Annotated in this window: 19 protein-coding genes; 18 read left to right on the forward strand and 1 reads right to left on the reverse strand. The window is 41.8% G+C overall.

Going from position 1 to position 21,617, the window contains the following annotated elements; all coding sequences use genetic code 11:
• The first annotated feature begins 42 nt into the window (after positions 1–42).
• From NO992_RS14200 to rfbA, 9 genes are all read left to right on the forward strand, one after another.
• Entirely contained in the window at positions 43–1,368 is a 1,326-nt protein-coding gene (locus NO992_RS14200; RefSeq protein WP_253104191.1) for a hypothetical protein, read from the forward strand.
• 160 nt (positions 1,369–1,528) lie between these two features.
• Positions 1,529–2,641: a DegT/DnrJ/EryC1/StrS family aminotransferase gene (locus NO992_RS14205; RefSeq protein WP_253104193.1), complete on the forward strand. Its 1,113-nt coding sequence runs from the start codon at positions 1,529–1,531 to the stop codon at positions 2,639–2,641.
• The gene (locus tag NO992_RS14210) at positions 2,619–3,191 is read left to right on the forward strand and encodes a DapH/DapD/GlmU-related protein (protein WP_253104196.1); all 573 of its coding nucleotides are present in this window, start codon (positions 2,619–2,621) and stop codon (positions 3,189–3,191) included. The genes NO992_RS14205 and NO992_RS14210 overlap by 23 nt, the downstream gene beginning before the upstream one ends.
• Positions 3,185–4,213 carry a TDP-N-acetylfucosamine:lipid II N-acetylfucosaminyltransferase gene (locus tag NO992_RS14215; protein WP_371378179.1) on the forward strand — a complete coding sequence of 343 codons (1,029 nt, stop codon included), beginning with the start codon at positions 3,185–3,187 and terminating at the stop codon, positions 4,211–4,213. Before NO992_RS14210 ends, NO992_RS14215 begins: the two co-directional genes overlap by 7 nt.
• Entirely contained in the window at positions 4,206–5,630 is a 1,425-nt protein-coding gene (locus NO992_RS14220) for an oligosaccharide flippase family protein (protein WP_371378182.1), read from the forward strand. Before NO992_RS14215 ends, NO992_RS14220 begins: the two co-directional genes overlap by 8 nt.
• Before the next feature lie 6 nt (positions 5,631–5,636).
• Positions 5,637–6,377: a class I SAM-dependent methyltransferase gene (locus NO992_RS14225; RefSeq protein ID WP_371378185.1), complete on the forward strand. Its 741-nt coding sequence runs from the start codon at positions 5,637–5,639 to the stop codon at positions 6,375–6,377.
• A gap of 3 nt (positions 6,378–6,380) precedes the next feature.
• A complete protein-coding gene (locus NO992_RS14230) occupies positions 6,381–7,331 on the forward strand; it encodes a glycosyltransferase family 2 protein (RefSeq protein WP_371378187.1) in 951 nt (316 codons plus the stop codon).
• 2 nt (positions 7,332–7,333) lie between these two features.
• Positions 7,334–8,398: a dTDP-glucose 4,6-dehydratase gene (gene rfbB, locus NO992_RS14235; RefSeq protein WP_371378189.1), complete on the forward strand. Its 1,065-nt coding sequence runs from the start codon at positions 7,334–7,336 to the stop codon at positions 8,396–8,398.
• Positions 8,395–9,282 (forward strand): glucose-1-phosphate thymidylyltransferase RfbA, encoded by an 888-nt coding sequence (gene rfbA / locus NO992_RS14240; protein ID WP_371378192.1) that lies wholly within the window; start codon positions 8,395–8,397, stop codon positions 9,280–9,282. The genes rfbB and rfbA overlap by 4 nt, the downstream gene beginning before the upstream one ends.
• A gap of 77 nt (positions 9,283–9,359) precedes the next feature.
• On the opposite strand, the gene NO992_RS14245 is transcribed toward rfbA, so the two are convergent.
• Positions 9,360–10,931 (reverse strand): Ig-like domain-containing protein, encoded by a 1,572-nt coding sequence (locus tag NO992_RS14245; RefSeq protein ID WP_371378195.1) that lies wholly within the window; start codon positions 10,929–10,931, stop codon positions 9,360–9,362.
• A gap of 512 nt (positions 10,932–11,443) precedes the next feature.
• Here NO992_RS14245 and NO992_RS14250 point away from each other — a divergent pair.
• The 9 genes from NO992_RS14250 (at position 11,444) to NO992_RS14290 (ending at position 21,611) form a co-directional block, all read left to right on the forward strand.
• Positions 11,444–12,835: a lipopolysaccharide biosynthesis protein gene (locus tag NO992_RS14250; protein ID WP_371378198.1), complete on the forward strand. Its 1,392-nt coding sequence runs from the start codon at positions 11,444–11,446 to the stop codon at positions 12,833–12,835.
• Positions 12,836–12,837: 2 nt separating this feature from the next.
• Positions 12,838–14,010, forward strand: a complete 1,173-nt coding sequence (locus NO992_RS14255; protein WP_371378307.1) for a glycosyltransferase — start codon at positions 12,838–12,840, stop codon at positions 14,008–14,010.
• Positions 14,007–15,581 (forward strand): asparagine synthase-related protein, encoded by a 1,575-nt coding sequence (locus NO992_RS14260; RefSeq protein ID WP_371378201.1) that lies wholly within the window; start codon positions 14,007–14,009, stop codon positions 15,579–15,581. The genes NO992_RS14255 and NO992_RS14260 overlap by 4 nt, the downstream gene beginning before the upstream one ends.
• 248 nt (positions 15,582–15,829) lie before the next feature.
• A complete protein-coding gene (gene wecB / locus NO992_RS14265) occupies positions 15,830–16,912 on the forward strand; it encodes a non-hydrolyzing UDP-N-acetylglucosamine 2-epimerase (RefSeq protein WP_017217127.1) in 1,083 nt (360 codons plus the stop codon).
• Positions 16,912–17,988: a glycosyltransferase gene (locus NO992_RS14270; RefSeq protein WP_371378205.1), complete on the forward strand. Its 1,077-nt coding sequence runs from the start codon at positions 16,912–16,914 to the stop codon at positions 17,986–17,988. Before wecB ends, NO992_RS14270 begins: the two co-directional genes overlap by 1 nt.
• A gap of 34 nt (positions 17,989–18,022) precedes the next feature.
• Positions 18,023–18,781 carry a WecB/TagA/CpsF family glycosyltransferase gene (locus NO992_RS14275; protein ID WP_371378208.1) on the forward strand — a complete coding sequence of 253 codons (759 nt, stop codon included), beginning with the start codon at positions 18,023–18,025 and terminating at the stop codon, positions 18,779–18,781.
• 7 nt (positions 18,782–18,788) lie between these two features.
• The gene (gene tviB, locus NO992_RS14280; protein WP_371378211.1) at positions 18,789–20,069 is read left to right on the forward strand and encodes a Vi polysaccharide biosynthesis UDP-N-acetylglucosamine C-6 dehydrogenase TviB; all 1,281 of its coding nucleotides are present in this window, start codon (positions 18,789–18,791) and stop codon (positions 20,067–20,069) included.
• 16 nt (positions 20,070–20,085) lie between these two features.
• Positions 20,086–21,033, forward strand: coding sequence for a Gfo/Idh/MocA family protein (locus NO992_RS14285; protein ID WP_017217123.1), 948 nt, complete (start codon positions 20,086–20,088; stop codon positions 21,031–21,033).
• Positions 21,033–21,611 carry an acyltransferase gene (locus NO992_RS14290; protein ID WP_371378214.1) on the forward strand — a complete coding sequence of 193 codons (579 nt, stop codon included), beginning with the start codon at positions 21,033–21,035 and terminating at the stop codon, positions 21,609–21,611. The genes NO992_RS14285 and NO992_RS14290 overlap by 1 nt, the downstream gene beginning before the upstream one ends.
• Positions 21,612–21,617 lie beyond the last annotated feature (6 nt).

Below are 21,617 nucleotides of genomic sequence, written 5' to 3' on the forward strand. Positions count from 1 at the left end.
ACGCATTGTTCTTGTTTCATGAAACTTTGGAGAATGGAAAACATGTTCAAAAAATCTCTACTAGCAGTAGCGCTTACAACTGCTGCAACTTCAGCTATGGCTGTAAACACAACTGCAGGTACTGCTCAAAAACTATCTGTTGAAGGCGCGGTTGCTACTTCTGCTGCTATCACTGCAAATGCACCTACTGTAGCTCTTAACTTAAATGCTCAGTATACAGCTGGCGATACGGTAACTCTAACTCTAACTGGTGGTGCAGAGTTTGCTGACACTGGTTACAGACTTACAAAGCAAGGTAACGCTGGTGACACTGTTACTTGGGGTCTAATCAACTCTTCAAAGACGGAATTAGTTTTCCGTGTTACTGAGACAAATGACGCTGATAACAGCGGAAGTGTTTCAACTGAAGGTTTAGTTTATAACCTTGAAGCAACAGGTAACAACAGCAACGAAGTTTTAGTTAAGCTTCCTGATTTAGCAGACAAAGCTAAAGTAACAGTAACAACTGTAGCGAAAACATCTACTGGTATTACTATTGATACAGCAACAGGCACAGGTAACACTGACTCTGCGGACCTTTTCGTAGGTACTAAGCAGTTTTCTGTTACTTCATTCTCAAAAGCTGATGGTACAGTTGACGTTGCTCAATTGCGCAAAGGTTTCGAGAAAACTGGTGGTGTAGAACAAATCCCAGCACCTTCTTTTGTTGTTGCTGAAAATGCTACTGACATCGCTACAATTGCTGATGACAATGTTGAATTAACCCTTAAAGGCGACTTCACTGGTGTTAGCAAGGTAACAGTTAAAGATAACGCTGCTGCTGCAGACGAACTTAAGATTGCTGCTGATGCTAAATCTGCAACAGGCAAAACTGGTGCTGCTTTAGTTGCTGGTACTTACACAATCAACTTTGAATTACCAGCTGCTGACAAGCGTGTAGCACTTACAGCTCCTCAAGATTTCACTCTTGACGTGAACGTACTAGAAGGTACTACTAAGTCATCAGCTCTAGTTTCTGGCTCAGTTGCCTCTTCATGGAAGCTAAATGGTGACTCTGAGTTTGTTGAAATCATGCCTTTCTCAGACGTATACTCACGCGCAATCATGGTAACTAACAACGGTACTGTTGAAGGTGACATCATGGTTGAGCTATACTCTGGTGGTAAGATGGTAGCTACTAAGAAAGTTGGTACTGCTGCTAAGTACGCTGTAACTAACGTAACAGCTGCTGTTGACGCACTTGCTAAAGAAAACGAAATCACAGGTGTTGCTGGTATCCGCGTTACTACTAATGCTCCAGCTGCTAACATCGAAGTAAGCGCGCTTTACTACAACAAAGAAGTACAAGACCACGTTAAAGTTAACTAATTTAACTTTTAGCTAGTCTAAAAAAGCGAGCCGAGGCTCGCTTTTTACTTTTATACGCTTTATCGTTATACAAAATAAAAAGTATAAAAACTTTGTACTTTCTATCTATTAAGCCATTCGGTAAACTGCTTGGCAGTATTGCAAACATGTAGAGTGCCGAGTGAAATACCCCATAGTACAGCCCTTCCTACCTGAATTAGATTTATACCAAAAACAAATCACAGAGATCTTTGCAAGAAATAGGCTGACGAACAAGGGCCCATGTGAAGCTGAGTTAGTCGAAAAGCTAAAAGCGTATTTAGGGGTTGAGCATATCCTGCTTGTGGCGAACGGCACTATGGCGCTGCACATTGCTTATCAAGTTATGGGGATCACAAAAGCCATTACAACACCGTTCACGTTTGCCGCCACCTTGGGCTCGCTACGTATGCAAAATATTGCAACCCGCTTCAGTGATATTTGCCCCAATACATTTAATTTAGACCCAAGCAAATTAGATAGCGCGGATCTAGAGTGGGCGGATGCTTTAGTGCCCGTGCATGTATTTGCTAACCCCTGTGATGTAGAAGCAATTGACAGTATAGCCGAGCAATACCAACTAAAAGTCATTTACGATGCTGCGCACTGTTTTGCGAGTAAATACAAAGGTGAGTCTTTGTTAAAGTACGGTGATTGTGCAACCCTTAGCCTCCATGCAACAAAGCTGTTTCATACCGTAGAAGGGGGAGCGGTTATCTTTAAACATCGTAGCGACCTAGAAAAAGCACAGCAAATAATAAACTTTGGGCAAAATGAGCAGCAAATTCCAGTACTCGTCGGCACGAATGCAAAAATGAGCGAAATGCACGCCGCAATGGGCTTATGTGTGTTTAATCATATTGACGATATTCTCGCGCATCGAGTCGAGCTATTTAATCGTTATAAATACCGTCTCAAAGGCTTGCTCAATTTCCAGCATTGGAAATCTAATACGAGCACGAATGGCTCCTACTTTTCTGTACTATTTAATAGCGAACACGAGTTGTTGTATGTGCGTGAACACCTAGAAAGTATTGGCATTCAAACACGTCGTTATTTCTTCCCTGATCTCAATGAACTTAAGCTATACACTGAGTATAGAGACTTACCTTGTTCAAAATCGATTTCACGAACGATCTTATGTTTGCCTATGTATTATGAGCTGCGGTTAAAAGACATAGATTATATTTGTGATAACATTATCGTTTTACTAAATAAATTTCGAGAAGTAGATGGCGCACAAACAACACTATAGCAAAGCTGAGTTGATAGAATTAGGGATTAAAGCCGTCGGCGATAATTGTTTGGTATCTAGAAAGGCTTCTTTATTTGGCATTGAGAGAATATCGCTCGGTGATAATGTACGCATAGACGATTTTTGTATTCTATCCGCAGGCTCTGAAGGGATCACGTTAGGTAGCTATATACATATAGGCGCATACTCATCACTCATAGGTGACTCAGCTATCATCTTAGAGGACTATGCGGGACTGTCTGCGAGAGTAACGATTTATTCAAGTAGTGATGACTACAGTGGCGAGTGGATGACAAACCCTACGGTAGATGAGGCTTTTACCAATGTGACTAGTAAGCCGGTTTATCTTGGCAAACATTGCATTATTGGTGCCGGTGCCATTGTGTTACCAGGCGTTACGCTCAAAGAAGGTGTGGCGGTTGGTGCACAAAGCTTAGTGACTCGCTCTGTGGACGAATTTAAAATAGTGGCAGGTTCTCCTGCTCGTTTTGTCAAAAGTCGCAGTAGAGCACTTCTTGAAAAAGAAAAAGCGTTCAAAGGTCAATGTTAATACATATCTTTTCAGATACGCCTCATCACTATAAACCGATGGTTGAGTTTTATTTACGCTACATTGAGAGTGAACAATGTTTTTGGGTGTTGGGGAGCGATACGAATAAAGATAAAGACATTTTATTTTTTTCGTGTGAAAAGGAACTGTATCAAGCGCTAGATGCGCAACCTAGTGAAACTAGATTAGTATTTCATGGTCTATTTTCTCCTGTGCTAATTCGTAACCTAGCGTTAAGCCATATGCTAAGCCGAGCTACCTGTGTATTGTGGGGAGCGGAAATTTATCGTAATAAAAATGTGCAGGGCTTAAAAGGCTATCTTAACTGGTTTGCTCATCGGCTACTATTAAGTAGGGCTCAATGCGTTATCACGCTTAACTCTGGTGATGCTGAGCTTGTTAAAAATTATATGAAGCTAAAACGAAAAGTCGATATTTTACCTTATCCCCTAATTGACTTCGGTTTAACTTTAGCGAATGAGCAGAACGAGAAATTAAAGATCTTACTTGGTAATTCTGCCGATCCTGCAAATAACCACAAGCAATTGATTGACCATGTTGCAAATGCTGATTTACCCGAATTTGAAGTTTATATGCCACTCAACTATGCGGGAACAAAAGAGTATATCCAAGAAGTCATTACCTATGCTCAGAAAAGGTTAGGGCAATGTTTCATACCCATTACTGCTATCATGTCAAAGCCAGAATATGACCGTTTACTTTGTAAAGTAGATTTGAGCTTGTTTGCCCATCAACGCCAACAGGGGCTATATGTTGTTTACGCAATGCTCTTGCAGGGGAAGCCTATATTTTTAGATACGTGTACGAGTAGTTATAGCGACTTAACTCAACAGGGGTTTTCGCTGGGTGATATAAATAAATTCTCAAAGCTAACTAATGCAGAGTTGACTCAACTAATTATGCAGCCGATGGAGATAAATCAGCAATTAATGGTAAGCACTTTTACCGAGGCTGCGCTTGGCCCTAAATGGGCTGCTATGTTGGTCGATTCTAATGACTAACCTTAAGCGTTTTGCTCAAGGTGTATCATGGTCGGCTGTTGCGACGCTGGTAAAGGCTGGCGTACAGTTTGTTATATTTATTTTATTAGCGAGATACTTGTCCTTAGGTGAACTCGGTCTAGTCGCTTTTGTTACATTACTGGTCAGTATTTCTCAGCTACTGAGTGATGCCGGGATTTCTAACGCATTGATTTATTTTGACAAGCTAGACAAACAAGTTAAATGCCAGCTATATGTGCTGGGCTTGTTTTTAGTTGCTGTTATGGCAGCATCAATCCTATTTTTGCTGCCTGTTATTGAGGCATTCTTTAATATTTCGAACCTTGCTGATTATCACCTTTGGATTGGCTCACTACTGCTTTTAAGAGGTGCTGCAGCGCAGCCAACGGCAATATTACAAAAGCGACTCGCGTTTAAACAGCTAGCAACAATTGAAGTGTTTGCCTCGGTAGCTTCTTTATTGACCCTAGTATATCAGCTTCAACAAGGTGCAACCATTGAGGCAGCGCTATCAGCGCAGTTAACAAACGCGATGTTTATCGCCTTATGTACCAGCTGGTACGGTAAAGATGAGTTAGGATTTGCTTTACCTCGAGTAAAAAAACTCAGAGGACCGTTGCGTTATGGTATCTATCAAAGTGCTGAAGGTGTGGTGAGTTTTTTAAGTCGACAGTTTGATCAGCTGGTTGTCGCCAAAGTTATGGGAGCCGAGGTGTTAGGCGTTTACTCCTATATTAAGGAACTTGTTGCCAAACCGGCGCTGCAGTTTATTAATCCGATCGTTAATCGAGTGACGTTTCCATCATTGGTAAAGCTCAATGTGCAACAAAAGGGAAACTTATATATTAAATTAATGATGGCGCTTGGCTGTATTAACATACCTTTATACATAGGCATCGCTTGCTTTGCAGAGCCGACACTTGTCCTGGCTTTTGGAAAAAGTTGGCTGGAGCATAATCAGCTAGTGTCTGTTATGGCAATAGCGATGCTTTCGACGGCACTTATCAATCCATGTGGTCCACTTTTACAAGCATCGGGTGCTGTTCGACGCTCATTTGTTTGGAACTTGGTACTCTCTTTGCTCAGAGCCGCCATCATACTCACTATGGTATCTCGTGGCTTATATGAACTAGCTTTGGCATTGGCTGTTTTACAGGGCGCTGTATTGGCAGTACATTGGTTTATTCTGGTTACCCCTTTCACAAATAAAGGTATCTTTGAGTTTATTAAATCTCTACTACCAGGACTGACGATCACTATGCTGGCTTTGCTTATTAGTTTATTAATTCAGCATTACTTCTTCGTATCAGATTTCTTTGCTCTAGTCATTTATGCTTTGGCTACGTCAGCTGGCTTGGTTTTACTTATAACTTTGCTAAAATCCAAATCCACCACTTCATTGACAAGACAACAGTAAATCAACATGAGAAACAGTGAATCCTGGACACCGAGTAAGTTTGTTTATAAAAATGGTGAGCTAAGAGCAAATAAAGACCTACAACAAGTTAGTTTGTCATCTAGGTTAGCTGTTGAGCTGGTTGCTATGCAATATAACCGCTATCTAGGTGATTTTGTTACTGGCTCTTTACTTGATCTAGGATGCGGAAAAGTGCCTTTTTACCAAGCTTATTCAAGTAACGTTAGTCAAACGACTTGTGTGGATTGGGGAGAATCACTGCATCAAAGCTCCTATGTGGATGAACTTTGTGATTTAAATCAACCGCTGCCTTTTGCAACTGAAACATTTGATACTGTTTTAAGTTCTGATGTACTTGAGCACCTACTAGAACCTCAAATGACAATACGAGAAGTCGCTCGTGTGCTCACACCAAATGGTACATTTATATTCAATACCCCTTTTATGTACTGGCTTCATGAGCAGCCTCATGATTACTATCGCTATACGCGCTTTGCGATAGAAAGGATGGCGAGTGAGGCTGGCCTGGAAGTGGTCGTACTCAATGAGGTGGGGGGAGCACTCGAGGTAGCTGCTGATGTCTTAAGTAAGTTTTTTAATAAACTTCCCATCTTAGGAAAGCCGGTATGTTGGCTAATTCAGAGCGCTGCTATCGCGCTAGCTCGAACTCGCTTGGGTCAAAAAATTATGCAAAGAACCCAATCCGTTATGCCTATGGGGTATTTTACTGTGTTAAGGAAGAAGTAAGGCATGAGTTTAAGCTGTGGAGAAAGTCCTAAGTCAAAAGTTATTATTGGTATTCCTACCTATAAGCGCCCTCAAGGACTAGCTAAGCTTTTGGAATCCATTACCAAGCTTGAGTGCTCGAATATCGAACTATCAGTCGTGGTTGCTGAGAACGATCAACAACATAGGGCAGGTGCTAAGCTGGTTACTAAAGTATCTGACAATTATCCACTGCCTTTAGCATCAATTGATGTATCACAACGTGGTATTTCTTTTGTTAGAAATGCCTTACTCGACGTTGCCTTTTTAGACTATGAAGCTGACTTTCTAGTTATGGTTGATGATGATGAGTGGGTTGAGTCCAAGTGGCTGAATGCTTTGCTCGAGACACATTTCAAAACAGGGTGTGAGGTCGTAGGTGGCAACACGCTTGCTGAATTTGAAGGCGAACCACCGAGCTGGACAAAAGCATTGGCTATCTACTTTCCAGAGCAGGCAAGCCTTTCCCAAGAGATACCACTGTTAGAAAGCTCAGCCAGCGTACTGTTGCATAAGTGTGTGTATTTTGGTTTTGGCCAGCAACGATTTGATCCCTTTTATTCTGTATACGGTGGTGGTGACAAGGAGTACTTTACTCGTCTGAAAGCACAAGGCATAAAGTTTGCCAGCGCACACACTGCTATTTCACACGAACTATTTGATGGCGCTAGAGTCACCAAGCGCTGGGCGCAGGAACGTGCATTTCGTATTGGAGCTGCGGATATGCGAATAATCTTATTGCATCATCGCTCTAGTTTATTGAGTGAGATTATAAAAATACTTCTCGCAACTTTAGTTGGTGCTTCTGGTAGTGTACTCTCCCTAAACTCTAGAAGTAGAATGAAGTATTGGTTGCTATTACAACGTCAGCTGGGCAAGTTAAGTGGCTTGCTGAACAAACAAAAGCCAGTCTATGAAAAGGTGCATGGGAAGTAACAATGGCAAGTAAATATAAGAAACTGGATCAAGCCAAAGTTATGGTAACTGGAGGTGCTGGTTTTATTGGTAGTGCCGTGATCAGGCATTTACTAGCTAATACTAATGCTCAGATACTCAATATTGATAAGCTTACATATGCATCCAACAAAGCAGCACTAGATACATTCTCTGAAGAGCCAAACTATCAATTTATTCAATTGGATATATGTGAGCGTGAAGCCTTGGCACAAGCGGTGTTATCTTTTGAGCCGTCACATATTCTTCATTTAGCCGCAGAAAGTCACGTAGACCGCTCTATTAGCGGCCCTGCTGAGTTTATTGAGACTAACATTGTTGGTACTTATCAGTTGTTAGAGGTGTCTCGTTTATACTACGCTTCTTTGACAAAAGAAGCGCAAAGTCATTTTAGGTTTCACCATATTTCAACGGATGAAGTATATGGTGATTTAGATGAGAATGCAGCGCCATTTACGGAAGATCACAAATACCAACCAAGCTCCCCCTATGCCGCTTCTAAAGCCAGTAGCGATCACTTAGTAAGGGCGTGGGGAAGAACCTATGGACTCCCTTATATTATCACTAATTGCTCTAATAATTACGGACCTTACCAGCACCCGGAAAAGCTCATTCCGCTAATGATACGCAACGCGTTACAGGGAAAAGAACTACCAGTGTATGGTGATGGTACACAAGTGCGGGATTGGCTACATGTAGACGATCATGCTAGTGCACTTTGTACCGTGTTAGAACGTGCTGCTCCAAAAACTACCTTTAATATTGGTGGTAAGAATGAAATAAGAAATATTGAACTGGTATCGATGATATGTCACCACCTAGAGCTACTGATGCCAAATCACCCTATAGCAATAGCCGCTGGCGGACATGGCTTTGCTAAGTTAATTCGCTTTGTGGATGATCGAGCTGGGCATGACACTCGCTACGCTATAGATAATACAAAAATTCAACAAGAACTTGGTTGGTATCCAGAATATCAATTTGAACATGGGTTGTTGCAAACCATTCAATGGTATCTTAAAGACTTTGAGGTAGGAGATAAGTTGTGAAAGGAATTATTCTAGCTGGAGGGAGTGGTACCCGTTTATATCCAGTAACTCAAGGGGTCTCAAAGCAATTGTTGCCAATATACAATAAACCAATGATTTACTATCCATTATCAGTATTGATGTTGGCTGGTATTAGGGATATTTTGGTGATAACAACGGCACAAGAACAGCAGTTATTCAAAAATTTATTAGGCGATGGAACGCAATTTGGTGTCAAATTAGAGTATGCGGTTCAAGAAAAACCCGAGGGGCTTGCTCAGGCTTTTGTGATTGCAGAGACATTTATTGGGAATGAATCTGTTTGCTTGGTATTAGGAGATAATATTTTTTACGGTCAGGCGTTTTCTCCATACCTGAATAATGCAGCTCAATTGACTCACGGAGCAATGGTATTTGGTTATCCAGTGGCTGATCCTGAGCGTTTTGGTGTTGTCGAATTTAACGAAGTGGGTAAAGTAACATCAATAGAAGAAAAGCCCAGCCAGCCAAAGTCAAACTTTGCGGTGACAGGACTGTATTTTTATGACAATCAAGTTGTAGATATCGCTAAAACAGTAAAGCCATCATCACGTGGGGAACTAGAGATTACTTGTATCAACCGAGCATACTTAGAGCGCGGTCAATTGCAAGTCAGCGTACTAGGACGTGGTTTTGCTTGGCTAGACACTGGTACACACGACAGCATGCTAGAAGCGAGTCACTTTGTGCAGACCATTGAACGTCGGCAAGGGCTCATGGTCGCATGTTTAGAAGAAATAGCTTGGAACAAAGGTTGGTTAACTCTTGAGAGCCTTGAAAAACAATCAAACCTATTAGCAAAAACAACATACGGTGATTATTTAAAGGCACTTGTTACGAAAGAGAAAAGAGTGAGAGCTCAGTAGCTCTCACACCCCGTATTGCTTGCTGGTGATACATGCGAAATAAACTTGAACTGCAAGTTTCCCCTTCGTCAAAATAGCTACTCTTCCAGTGCAGTATCAAAAATAAATATTCGACTTGTCATTTGGGTCGTAAACGCACCTCCAATTTGGTACTGCTTCTGATCAACTGACTCCATTTTAAAGTCACGCAAGTAGTAAGTTTCAGAGCCTTGTTGCTCCGTAGCACTTGGATTGCTTGATAGGTTACTCCACTGCATAGTTTGAGTATCGTAATTCAAAACGTGTGCTGCGCTATGAAGCTGAATGTTTTGCTCATTATGCGTCAGTGTATAGTAGCTCCCGAAGAGTTCAGCCGGTACCTGCTCATTTAAGAGTATCTGAGTGCTTGAGAGTTGATACTGAATTAAGTGAGCTTGTTGCTCTTGAGTATTGTTAGCCGTTATAAATAATTCGTTTCCGATAAACTGGCAGTCAGTAATCGATAGATTTGGTAGTGATGCCGGTTTGTGAGACCAAGTTGTATCAGCGGTGGCCAGCTGGTAAGCATACGTGGTGTTACCTTGTTGGGTGAACGCAACAATCGTGTCATTGTTTGCACAACTCGCTAGAACATTATTTTCAAAAGGGGCAAATTTGGGCGCTGCAATTGATGTCCATTGTTGTGTACTAAAATCAAAGATCTCCATTGTTTCCTTGGGTGTCGATGTGCTTGGGCAGGCCTCTGTTCCACCGAAGAGAAATAGCTTACTGTTTGATATTTGAGCTTGATAGTAATAGCGAGACTCGTTTGCAGAAGGTAATGCTTGCCAATCCGTATTTGTGGTTGCAAGCGAGTGGATCTCAGGTGCGCTTAAAGGCGCATTTGCGCAGCTCATTGAGGAAGAAAGTGATGCTGCATGACTTGCAATGATGATTTCCTTTCCAAGTGTCGCAGACTGCAAATGACTACCTAGATTGTTTGGGAACTCTGAAAAAGCTTGCCATGGTTGAGATACAACCTCTATGTCAAAAGGGGGCAGCGACACGCTATGTTCGCCATCTAGTACGGATATAACAATTTGCCGATAGTTACCAAGCTGTTCGATATTAGCAGGCTTTCCACTTAGCTCACCGGTTGTTGTATCAAATTCCGCCCAGCTAGGTTTGTTGGTAATTCCGAATTGATATGTGCTAGTTTCACCGTCAACATCTTCAACCGTTGGCGTGAAATGATAGTTGTCGTTAAGTTTGATAGCTTCGGGCGAGGGGGTTCCTGAAATAGTGGGAGCGTCGTTAATCGCTTCGACTGTGATATCGACGGTCACTTCATTACTTAATACCCCACCTTTTTTAAATTTGTAAGTGAAGCTGTCAGTGCCATTTTTGTTTGGTGCTGGTTGATAACTTAGGTTCAAGCCACTTTTGGTGAGCGTGCCAAGAGTGGGGGACTTTATGACTTCAACCGTTAATGTGTCGTTTCCACTTGGTGCGGACTTTGGGCTAACCGCAAGCGTGTAGGTTGTATCTTCTTGGGTGGTAAATGCTGTTGATGTTTCTACAGTAAAGTTTCCTTGGCCGCCGATTACATCATTGTCATTGTTATCTGAACTCCCTCCACAGGCGCTTAACAAAGCACTAGCAATGATAGTAGAGATTATTGACCTTTTCATAAATACCTTCTCCTTGAATGTTGTGCTCACCTCTAGGGCCTGTTGATCTTTGCTGTTTGATTTTTGTTCTCCTGAGTGTGTTTTGGTCGCGACGCTCGACTTGCCGCCTAGTAATCTAGGCAAAAGTTGAGCAACAATGAACAAAGCGCACTCAGGTGAACCCAAAGGGCAGCGCTTGATTAGTATTTCTACTGTGTTCTCGCCTGACTCACATAGAATAACTATGCTACGCAGGCTCTGTCTTGTACAAATACCAATCAAACTGCTGCAAAAACAAACTTGAAAGGTAAACAGGCCCTAGTGTGAGTATCTGTTGGACGAAATTCAAGCAATATCTTTTCAATACCTTGAACGCTAATATTATGGCTTACGATAAGGTATTTTGTGGCGTAGATGAGTTGCATTGCTCGTGTTAGAATGGAAGTTTGATGATGAAGTCAAGGTTAATACTTTTCGCGTAGTGACTGGTTTGACTGTTGATGTGTTAATATTGCAAATTAAAAGATACGCGCTTGGCCACAAATAACTTTTTAAAAAATATCCTAACTCTTGTTTCGGGCACTGCTTCGGCGCAACTCATTTTGTTACTGATCTCGCCTGTTTTGACACGACTCTATAGTGCGCAGCAGTTTGGTAACTTCGGTGTGTTCGTCAGTATTATCACTATACTTTTAGTACTCGTCAGCTTGAAGTATGAGCTTGCACTTCCCCTTGTAAAACAACATTCGATTGCTAAGGTGCTACTACACCTCTGCTTTATCTTGATTATATTGAGCTGCACAGTGGTTGCAGTTGTTGTCTATGCATTTGATTCATGGTTGGTAGAGCATCTCAATCTATCGCTAAATAAAAGTGAGCTTTATCTTATCCCTGTTGCGCTATTTGCTTGTGGTTGTTATCAACTTTTGCATTTTTACGCGATTAAAACAGAATCTTTTCGGGTGTTAAGTGTGTCAAAAGTGACGCAGTCTGTGATTATAGCAGTAGCGCAAGTAGGACTTTCGTTGTGGACGGTTTTTGGTTTAGTGCTTGGGCATACTTTCGGATTTATTGCATCGACTTTGATGTTTTTATTACAAAAGCGAGATACGCTACACTTTAATGGCTACAATCCAAAACGGTTGCTAGCGGTTGCTAAACGCTTTAAAAACTTTCCTAAGTATACGCTTTGGGCCTCATTAGCTAATACCTCAAGTACGATGTTGCCTGTAGTACTGTTCTCCGGCTACTACTCTGCGGCACTTGTTGGGCTATACATTTTGGCACATAGAATGTTATTTGCACCTGTAACGCTCATCGGAAATGCGGTTGGAAATGTCTTTATGTCAAACGCCAAACATTATTTAGTTGCTGGAACGTTGGCAAAAAATACCCTAGATATTCATAATCGCCTGATACTGATTGCTATGCCTATTATGGCCTTAACTTTGCCGTTTTTACCTGAGATATTCGCAGTGGTTTTCGGGGAAAAGTGGACTGAAGCGGGGGAGATTGCTCAGTTTATTGCTATATGGATTTACTTTGTATTTACTGCGTCTCCTATCAGTACTGTTTTGGTTGCAATGGAAAAGCAAAAACTTGCGGCTTATTTTGACTTTGGTTCTTGTATCGTTCGTCTAGGCAGCGTAGTGCTGTTATCTTCCATGGCTTTTAAAGATGCAATTATGTACTTTTCAATTATCAATGCACTTGTAGTAAGTGCGTTCATCTTATTGGTTTTTTCTCAGCTCAATATTTCTATAGCAGACTTGATCATGCCGCATTTAAAAGCGTTTGCTGTTTTATGTTTGCCAAGTTTTGTGATTATTCGCTTACTTGCCAAGCAAAGTGATTTCATTGGTTTTCTCAGTGCAGTGTTTGTCGTGTTGCCATTAACATTACTGATGATAAGGAAAAAGATTTGAAAGTGCTCGTTTTACCTTCTTGGTATCCACCGTACAAAGGGGAGTTTATTCAGCAACAGGCGGAAGCGCTGGCTGAACAGGGATATGATGTCATAGTGCAAAGCGTAGAGCGTATTTCACCAAGAGAGCTACTGCGATGGTTGAGCGCTTGGTGTTGGTTGTTTTCCGGTCGTTACACGTTATCGCAAGAAGGTCCGTTGACTGTCGCACGGGCGCCATTACCTGGTATTCCAAAGTTTTATGCATTATATGCTGAGCTGTTTGCATTTAAATCTAAGCAAGTATTTAAACGTTACAGAAAGGTGATGCAGTACCAGCCAGATGTGATCCACGCACATAGTTTAATATGGGCCGGATATGCAGCGAGCAAAATCGCCAAAATGTTTCCGGTTAATTATGTGGTCACAGAGCATCGAGGGCGATTTATTAATAATCAGTACGTAAATGAGAGTGAAAAAAAGGAAATGTCACTGGTACAGGTTAAAAAAGCGCTGCAAGGGGCAAGTAAAGTCCTATGCGTCTCATCTAAGCTTATTCCTTACCTACAGAAAGTGTGTCCTGAGGCCAAGCTTGAAGTCCTTGCCAATATGGTAGATGTGGATCGTTTTACAATGAAACGTTCAACAGTACACCAAGCTTGTCAGTTTATCTGTGTTGCGCATGTTACGCCTCTAAAAGGTCATGAAACTTTGCTCCAAGCCTTCGCGAGCGTAGCATCCAAAGATAAAGATGTCTCATTAACGATAGTCGGTGATGGTTGGTATTTAAACCGAGTCAAAGAGTTGGCTGTAGAGTTGAACCTAGAGAACCGAGTCAACTTTACGGGTAACTTGACGGCGAGTGAGGTTGTGAATGCGCTTCAGCAGGCAGATGTTTTTGTTCTTCCAAGTCAATACGAGGCCTTTGGGGTAGTATATATCGAAGCAATGAGTGCAGGCTTACCGGTTATCGCCACGAATACTGGTGGGGCTGTGGACTTTGTAAATAAAGAAAATGGCATTTTGGTTGAACCAAATAATATCGAGTTACTTGCAAATACGATGCAGTATATGAGGGATAACAGAGCACAATACTGCAGCCAAACTATTGCAAAGCAAACTAAGCTGCGTTTCTCAACTGTTCACATTGCCAGTCAACTTAGTAAGCACTTACAGAGAGTATCGGAAGTCAAATGATGTATAGCGTAATAACAAACCATGTAAAAGCATTTGATGTCCTCGGAAGTCCCTACTTAGAGCAAAAAGGGCTCTATGGTAGTGAGTTTGGTCGTGAGCTTTTCGAACGACACTCCCTTTCTTCATTATCTGGCTTTTTTGCATTGCTCAGCCATGAAGATGAGTTTGTGAGGCTTGTAGTTGATAGAGTCCGCTCGATTCCATTATTTTATACAGTAATAAATGACAAAATATTGTTCTCCTCTGATTATGCTTGGCTGCATTCGGAGTTACAGCAAAATGAAGAGTGTGAGCAGGGCAAGGCTGAGTTCGCATTAACTGGCTATGTGTGTGCAGATAGAACGCTATCTAAGCAAATAAAGCAAGTTGAGGCGGGCCAAGAAGTCATCATTTGTAAGCGCACTGGGACAGTCAGCAAATCAAACTATTTCCTATTCCAACATCATGAGCCTGAGGTTCAGGCTGAGTCTCTATATGTTGAACAGTTAGACATGGCTGTGGGGGCTGTATTCAAGCGGCTTATAGAATTTGCCGCTGGACGCCAAATTGTGCTGCCGCTTTCTGGTGGGTTTGACTCTCGACTCATCGCTTCAACGATAAAACAACTTGGCTATCAAAATGTCGTCTGTTTTTCCTATGGCTTAACAGGAAATAAAGAAGCAACGCTGAGCAAGCAAATTGCTACTGGGCTGGGCTTTCAATGGTACTTTGTTGAGTATAACGAAGATAAATGGCGCAATGCTTGGTTTAGTGACGAAGCCGATGAGTTTCGAGAGATGGCCTCTAATGGTGTGTCTTTACCACATATACAGGATTGGTTGGCGGTCAGAGAATTAAAAGACAAACAGTTAATTTCAAGCGATGCCGTTTTTGTGCCGGGCCACAGTGGCGATTTTGTCGCAGGCTCTCATATCCCAGACATTGTTTTTGAACAACAGCAGTTCTCAAAATCTGACCTAACCTCACAATTGCTCACGGATCACTATAAGAATGTGCCAAGGCGACTTATTGAAACGCAGACATTTAATCGAATAAAGGTAAGCCTGCAGCAGCAATTATCAGGTGGCGATGTTCTTAATGCAGAAGCGTTCGCTAATCAATATGAGCTTTGGGATTGGCGAGAAAGACAGGCAAAATACATTATCAATTCGGTTCGTGTGTACGAGTTTTTTGGCATGCAGTGGTGGTTGCCCTTATGGGATAAGGAGTTTGTTGAGTTTTGGTGTGAAATGCCACTGCAATACAGGAAAAAACGCCTTTGGTATAACGCCTATGTTGCTGACAGATTCAAATCTGTAGTTGGCGCCCAAAGTGAAATAGCGGATAAAAATGCGGCGGATTTCAGCTTTGCTCGTAAGTTAGCGCATAGGCTTTATCGAGTGATGCCTACACCGCTCAAACAGTTTATCTATGGTAAAAAACTCAGAAAAGACTTTGATAATCACTTTTTGGCATTTGGGGCGTTACTTTCTGATGAGCAAAAAGATGCATATGCCAAGTTTGGTTACACTATGATTGGAGTTTATTCCTTACTGTTCTTACAATCGCGCTGGGGAAATAAAGAGAGCTAGCAGAAAGTATTGTTGATTGCATTCTTTAACAGTTTTATTTCTGATACATGTTATATTCGCTCAACTTTATAAGCAGATTGTGACTTTTGTAGGCAATTAACAGCCTACCGGTTGTATCATTGCTTGGTAATAAGGTAAAATCCGTCGGTTCACGGGCTGTGTAAAACGCGGTTTTGTAGGAAAAGTAGAAGGCCTTATGAAATAGGTCTCCTACGAGGAATATTCTCAACTAATTTGGCTACATATTTATGAAAGTTGTAACAGTAATTGGGGCAAGGCCGCAATTTGTCAAAGCCGCTACATTTAGTCGCGCAGTCAGAGAGCACAATCAAACCAGCCAAAAAGCAGTGCAAGAAGTGATAGTTCATACGGGGCAACATTACGACGCCAATATGAGCGATATCTTTTTTGAAGAGATGCAAATTCCCAAGCCAGATTACAGTCTCGGAATTGGTGGTGGCACCCATGGACAAATGACCGGCCGTCAGTTGGAAGAGATTGAGAAGGTACTATTAGAAGAAAAGCCTGACTGGGTTTTGGTTTATGGTGATACCAATTCGACACTAGCTGGTGCATTAGCTGCAGCAAAGCTTCATATTCCGGTTGCTCACGTTGAAGCTGGGCTACGTAGTTTTAATATGAGGATGCCTGAAGAGATTAATCGCATCCTAACTGACCAAATCAGCAAAATTCTATTCTGTCCTACAGATACCGCTGTGCAAAACTTAGTACGAGAAGGTTTTAAAGATAAAAGCTGTCAGGTACGCAATGTCGGTGATGTGATGCTTGATGCTGCTAGTTTCTATACACAAAGCGCAAAGCGACCAGCTATCCCAGAATATGACAGTTTCTATCTGTGTACAATCCACCGAGCAGAAAACACCGATGATGAAAATCGTCTCAAAAGCATCATTACAGCACTAAATGAGTTATCGGAAACTCAACCTGTTATTTGCCCCATTCACCCTAGAACACAAAAATTAGCTGAATGCTTGGGTCTTGAGATTAAGTTTGACGTAATACCACCGGTGAGTTATTTCGAAATGGTATGGCTATTAGAGCATTGCGAGATAGTACTAACGGATAGTGGTGGCCTGCAAAAAGAAGCGTATTTTTTCTCAAAGCCATGTATTACAATGCGAGATCAAACTGAGTGGGTTGAACTTGTCAATACAGGCGTGAATCAACTAGTTGGCGCTGATAAACAGGCAATTTTAAATGCGGTTGACGCTGCCAAAGCAACGAACTTTGCTCAAGCTGAGAGCTTATATGGTAACGGTGAAGCCGCGAAGGCGATATTGGCAGCTCTTCTGGAGTTTGAAAGCGCCTAATGAAATATCAGTTTGAATATATCGCTTTTGTAGATGCCGAGAAGACGCCCGGTGTAGCGAAGAAAATAGAAAGTACAGTTGCTTCTGCGCAAAAGTTGGGCTTGAATGCCAAGTCTACGTTGCTTGCGCCAACGATGTCGGGAGCGTGGGGGTTTATCAAGGCCCTGTTGAGCACCAACACAGAAGTATTGTTTGTTCGTTTTTCTAGTTTATTGTTTCCATTTTTGTTTTTTCCTTTTTTGCTCGCGCGACTAAGAGGAACAAAAATAGTAGTGGATGTGCCAACGCCACGAAAGTCCGTGCTGGTAGAGCTTAAAACATCAGAGCCTAGAGCGCTTGTAAGAATGTTTAAACAGAGTATCTCATTACTTTCTGGCAGTTGGGTGCTAATGCCTGCAAATCTAATAGTGCAATATGCGCAAGAGTCTGCATGGTATTTATTCGGCGTTAAGCATAAAACACTTAAAATTGGTAACGGGATTAATATACCTGAAGATTTGCCTGTCGCACAGTCATCCTGGAAAGCCGATGATACCTTGAATTTAATTGCGGTAGCGCAACTCGCAGATTGGCATGGATATGATAGATTGTTGAAAGCAATCGCAGAATTAGCAAATAACCCCGGTGTGCCGAAAGTCAGTTTGACTATTGTAGGCGAAGGGGAAGCGTTTGAACCTTTGAAGAAACTGGCAAAATCATTAAAAATTGACTCGCAAGTTGAGTTTACGGGATTTTTATCGGGCGCTAGGTTAGATACACAGTTTAGCAATGCACATATAGGCATTGCGAGCCTTGGCTTGTATCGCATTGGGCTTGATGAAGCTTCAGTGTTGAAAGCCAGAGAGTATGTAGCAAGAGGGTTAAGTGTCATTGGTGCTGCCAATGATCCAGACTTCCCCGCGGATTCCGATATTCGCTTGATGGTGAGTAATAGTGATAGCACGAATGACATCACGACGTTGATTTGTGAGTTACCGACTAAAACACTAATGTCACCTAGTGAGTTAAGAAAGTATGCGGAAGAAAACCTGAGCATGGAGAGTAAGCTCAAGCGTATTTTAGATAAGTTAAATTAACAGATAGTGTAGGCGTAATTTGATTCATTCAAAAGTGTTAGATAACAAACTGTCCTCTAAAACAGTATTTGATAAATTATTAGATGAGAGTACGAAAGGGCTGCCGCGTAGTATCGCTGTGACTTTTGTAAATCCATTTTCATACTCTCTATTGAGTAAAAATGCTCGCCTATTATCGGGACTGGACGTTATTTTTTCAGATGGTTCGTTGCATACAAAATTACATAACACTTTTAACCAAAATAAAATTCAGCGATTAAGCTTCGATTTTTCTTCGATAGCAGTCGATGTTTTACGCTTTGCCAATCAAACAGGAAAACGCATCGCCTTTATTGGCGCAAAACCGACCTTAGTTGATGTCGCCGTCAAAAATTACGTCAGCATGTTTCCAGACCTCAATGTCGTTTATAAGCATCATGGTTATGTAAATGATGCGGCACTTAAGTCACAAGTCATCGCTGATCTTAATCAGCAGCAGCCAGAAATTATTGTTTGTGGCATGGGGACTCCAAAGCAAGATGAATTTATTGTTGAATTAAAAAATGCTTTAGATACTCCTGCGTTACTGTTCACTTGTGGCGGATTTATTGAGCAGTCAGCAATTAAAGCTGACTATTATCACCCTTTAGTAAAAAAACTTGGATTACGTTGGTTGCAAAGAGCGGTATTGCACAAGCATGTTCGTCAAAGGCTTGTAAAAGAATACCCAAAGTTTGTTGTTAGCTATCTGCGCGCACAAATGAAAAATAAACGCACTCAGTCAATCGAAGAAGCCAACCCTCGCGAGAAATAGGAAAAGTATGTTTTCTCCTTCACCAACAAAAAAAATAGGCATTATTGGCCTTGGTTATGTAGGTCTGCCGTTAGCAGCTGAATTTGGTAAATATTTTGACGTTGTTGGGTTTGACATCAATAAACGTCGAATTGAGCAATTACGTGACGGGTTTGATGCAACGTTAGAAGTGAATAAGACACAACTAACTGAAGCGGCTAAGCTTTCTTACTCCTGTGACGAAAATGACTTAACCTCATGTAACATTTTTATCGTTACTGTGCCTACGCCGATTGATGATACACATGCACCGGATCTTAATCCTCTTCGTAAAGCGTCGGAATTGGTGGCTCGTCATATCAGCAGTAACGACATCGTCATTTTCGAAAGCACAGTATATCCAGGCGCAACAGAAGAAGTCTGTATTCCTATCATTGAGAAGAACTCAGGCCTTAAGTTTAATCAAGATTTCTTTGCTGGATATTCACCAGAGCGGATCAACCCAGGTGACAAAGTTAATACTTTAACAAAGATTACTAAGATCACTTCAGGTTCGACACCTGAGGTTGCCGACTTTATCGACGAGATGTACCGCTCAATTATTACCGTTGGTACGCATAAAGCATCTTCAATTAAGGTTGCAGAAGCCGCGAAAGTGATAGAGAACACCCAGCGTGACTTAAACATTGCTGTGATTAACGAGTTTGCAAAAATATTCAATCGCTTGAATATTGATACGGAAGAAGTACTAAATGCAGCAGGCACAAAATGGAACTTTTTGAAATTTAAGCCTGGACTGGTCGGCGGTCACTGTATCAGTGTTGACCCTTATTATCTGACTTTTAAAGCAGAAGAAGTTGGTTATCGTCCAGAGGTCATACTTGCCGGACGTCGCATTAATGATGGTATGGGCGAATATGTCGCGACACAGCTAGTTAAGAAGCTTTCAAGCCGTAAAATTCATATAGATGAAGCTAAAGTACTCGTACTTGGGTTTACCTTTAAGGGCGACTGCCCTGACGTGAGAAACACTAAAATCATTGACGTAGTGCGTGAACTTCAAGATTTCAATATGTCAGTTGATGTCTACGATGGCTGGGCGAGTGCAGAAGAAGTAGACAAAGAATACGGTATACAACTTGTCAATCAGATACAGCACGGTCAATACGATGGTATTATCCTCGCGGTCGATCACTCTGAGTTTAAAGGGTGGGGCGTGGAAAAGATCAGAGCATTCGGTAAAGAAGATCATGTTTTATACGATGTTAAACATGTATTAAACCCACAAGATGCAGACATAAGGCTATAACAGAGCAATGGAAAAGATGAAGAATTTCGCATTAATTGGTGCGGCGGGTTATATCGCACCTCGTCATATGAAAGCCATTAAAGAAACTGGTAATCTGCTGTCGGTTGCCTATGACATCAATGATTCTGTGGGTATCATCGATAGTATTTCACCTCAAAGTGAGTTTTTCACAGAGTTTGAGTGCTTCTATGACCATGCACATCGATTGAAGCGCGATGAAGCGACTAAGCTTGACTATGTTTCTGTTTGCTCACCTAACTATCTACACCACTCGCACATTACCGCCGGTCTGCGTTTGGGCTGTGATGTGATATGCGAAAAGCCTTTAGTACCGACGCTCGCTGAACTTGATGACCTAATTCAGGTTGAGCAAGAAACCGGCAAGAGAGTATTCAACATATTACAGCTAAGACATCACCAAGCTATCTTAGATCTGAAAGATAAAGTCGCAAGTTCGTCAAATACCGACAAGCATGAAGTGGAGTTAACATACATTACCTCTCGTGGTAAGTGGTACATGCAAAGCTGGAAAGGCGACCCTAGAAAATCTTTTGGCGTGGCGACGAATATTGGTGTTCACTTTTTTGACATGCTGCACTTTATTTTTGGTGACTTACAGCGCAACGAACTGCATTTCATGAACAATGACAAGGCGGCTGGTTATTTAGAGTATGAAAATGCCAGAGTAAAATGGTTTTTGTCTATTGATGCTGAAGATTTACCAGAGGTCGTTAAAGGTAAGCAACCGACTTATCGCTCAATCACTTGTGATGGCGAAGAGTTAGAGTTTTCGGGCGGCTTTACCGATCTTCATACTGTTTCTTATCAAGAAATTTTAGCTGGCAGAGGCTATGGCTTAGAAGACGCACGTCACTGTATCGAAACCGTAAATGCAATCCGCCAAGGTAAAGTACATATTGAATCACAAGCGGATGTTCATCCGTTTTTACAAGGCAAGCTCTAATGGCTTACCAAAAGCATGAAAGCGCGATTGTGGATGACGGCGCTCAGATAGGTGAAGGCTCTCGAGTTTGGCATTTTGCACATGTTTGTGGCGGCGCCAAAATTGGTGCCGGCTGTTCGCTCGGGCAAAATGTTTTTGTCGGTAATAAAGTAGAGATTGGTAATAACGTTAAAATCCAGAACAATGTGTCAGTGTATGACAACGTTTATCTAGAAGACGATGTATTTTGTGGTCCGAGCATGGTATTCACTAACGTCTATAATCCGAGATCGTTTATAGAGCGCAAAACTGAATACCGAGATACTCGCGTCCAGCAAGGCGCAACGCTTGGGGCAAATTGCACAATCGTGTGTGGCGTTACAATCGGCTCGTATGCGTTGGTTGGTGCCGGCGCTGTAGTTAATAAAGACGTTCCTCCTTTTGCGCTTATGGTCGGAGTACCAGCGAAGCAAATCGGTTGGATCAGTAAATATGGTGAGCAACTAGACTTGCCCCTTGAAGGTGAAGGTCGTTGTGTTTGTCCGCATACTGGCGAGCAGTATGTACTAAACGGAAACCAACTTAGTCATCAATTTTAACGGAAT

The organism is Pseudoalteromonas sp. DY56-GL79 (genome assembly GCF_041414765.1).
Lineage (GTDB): Bacteria > Pseudomonadota > Gammaproteobacteria > Enterobacterales > Alteromonadaceae > Pseudoalteromonas > Pseudoalteromonas piscicida.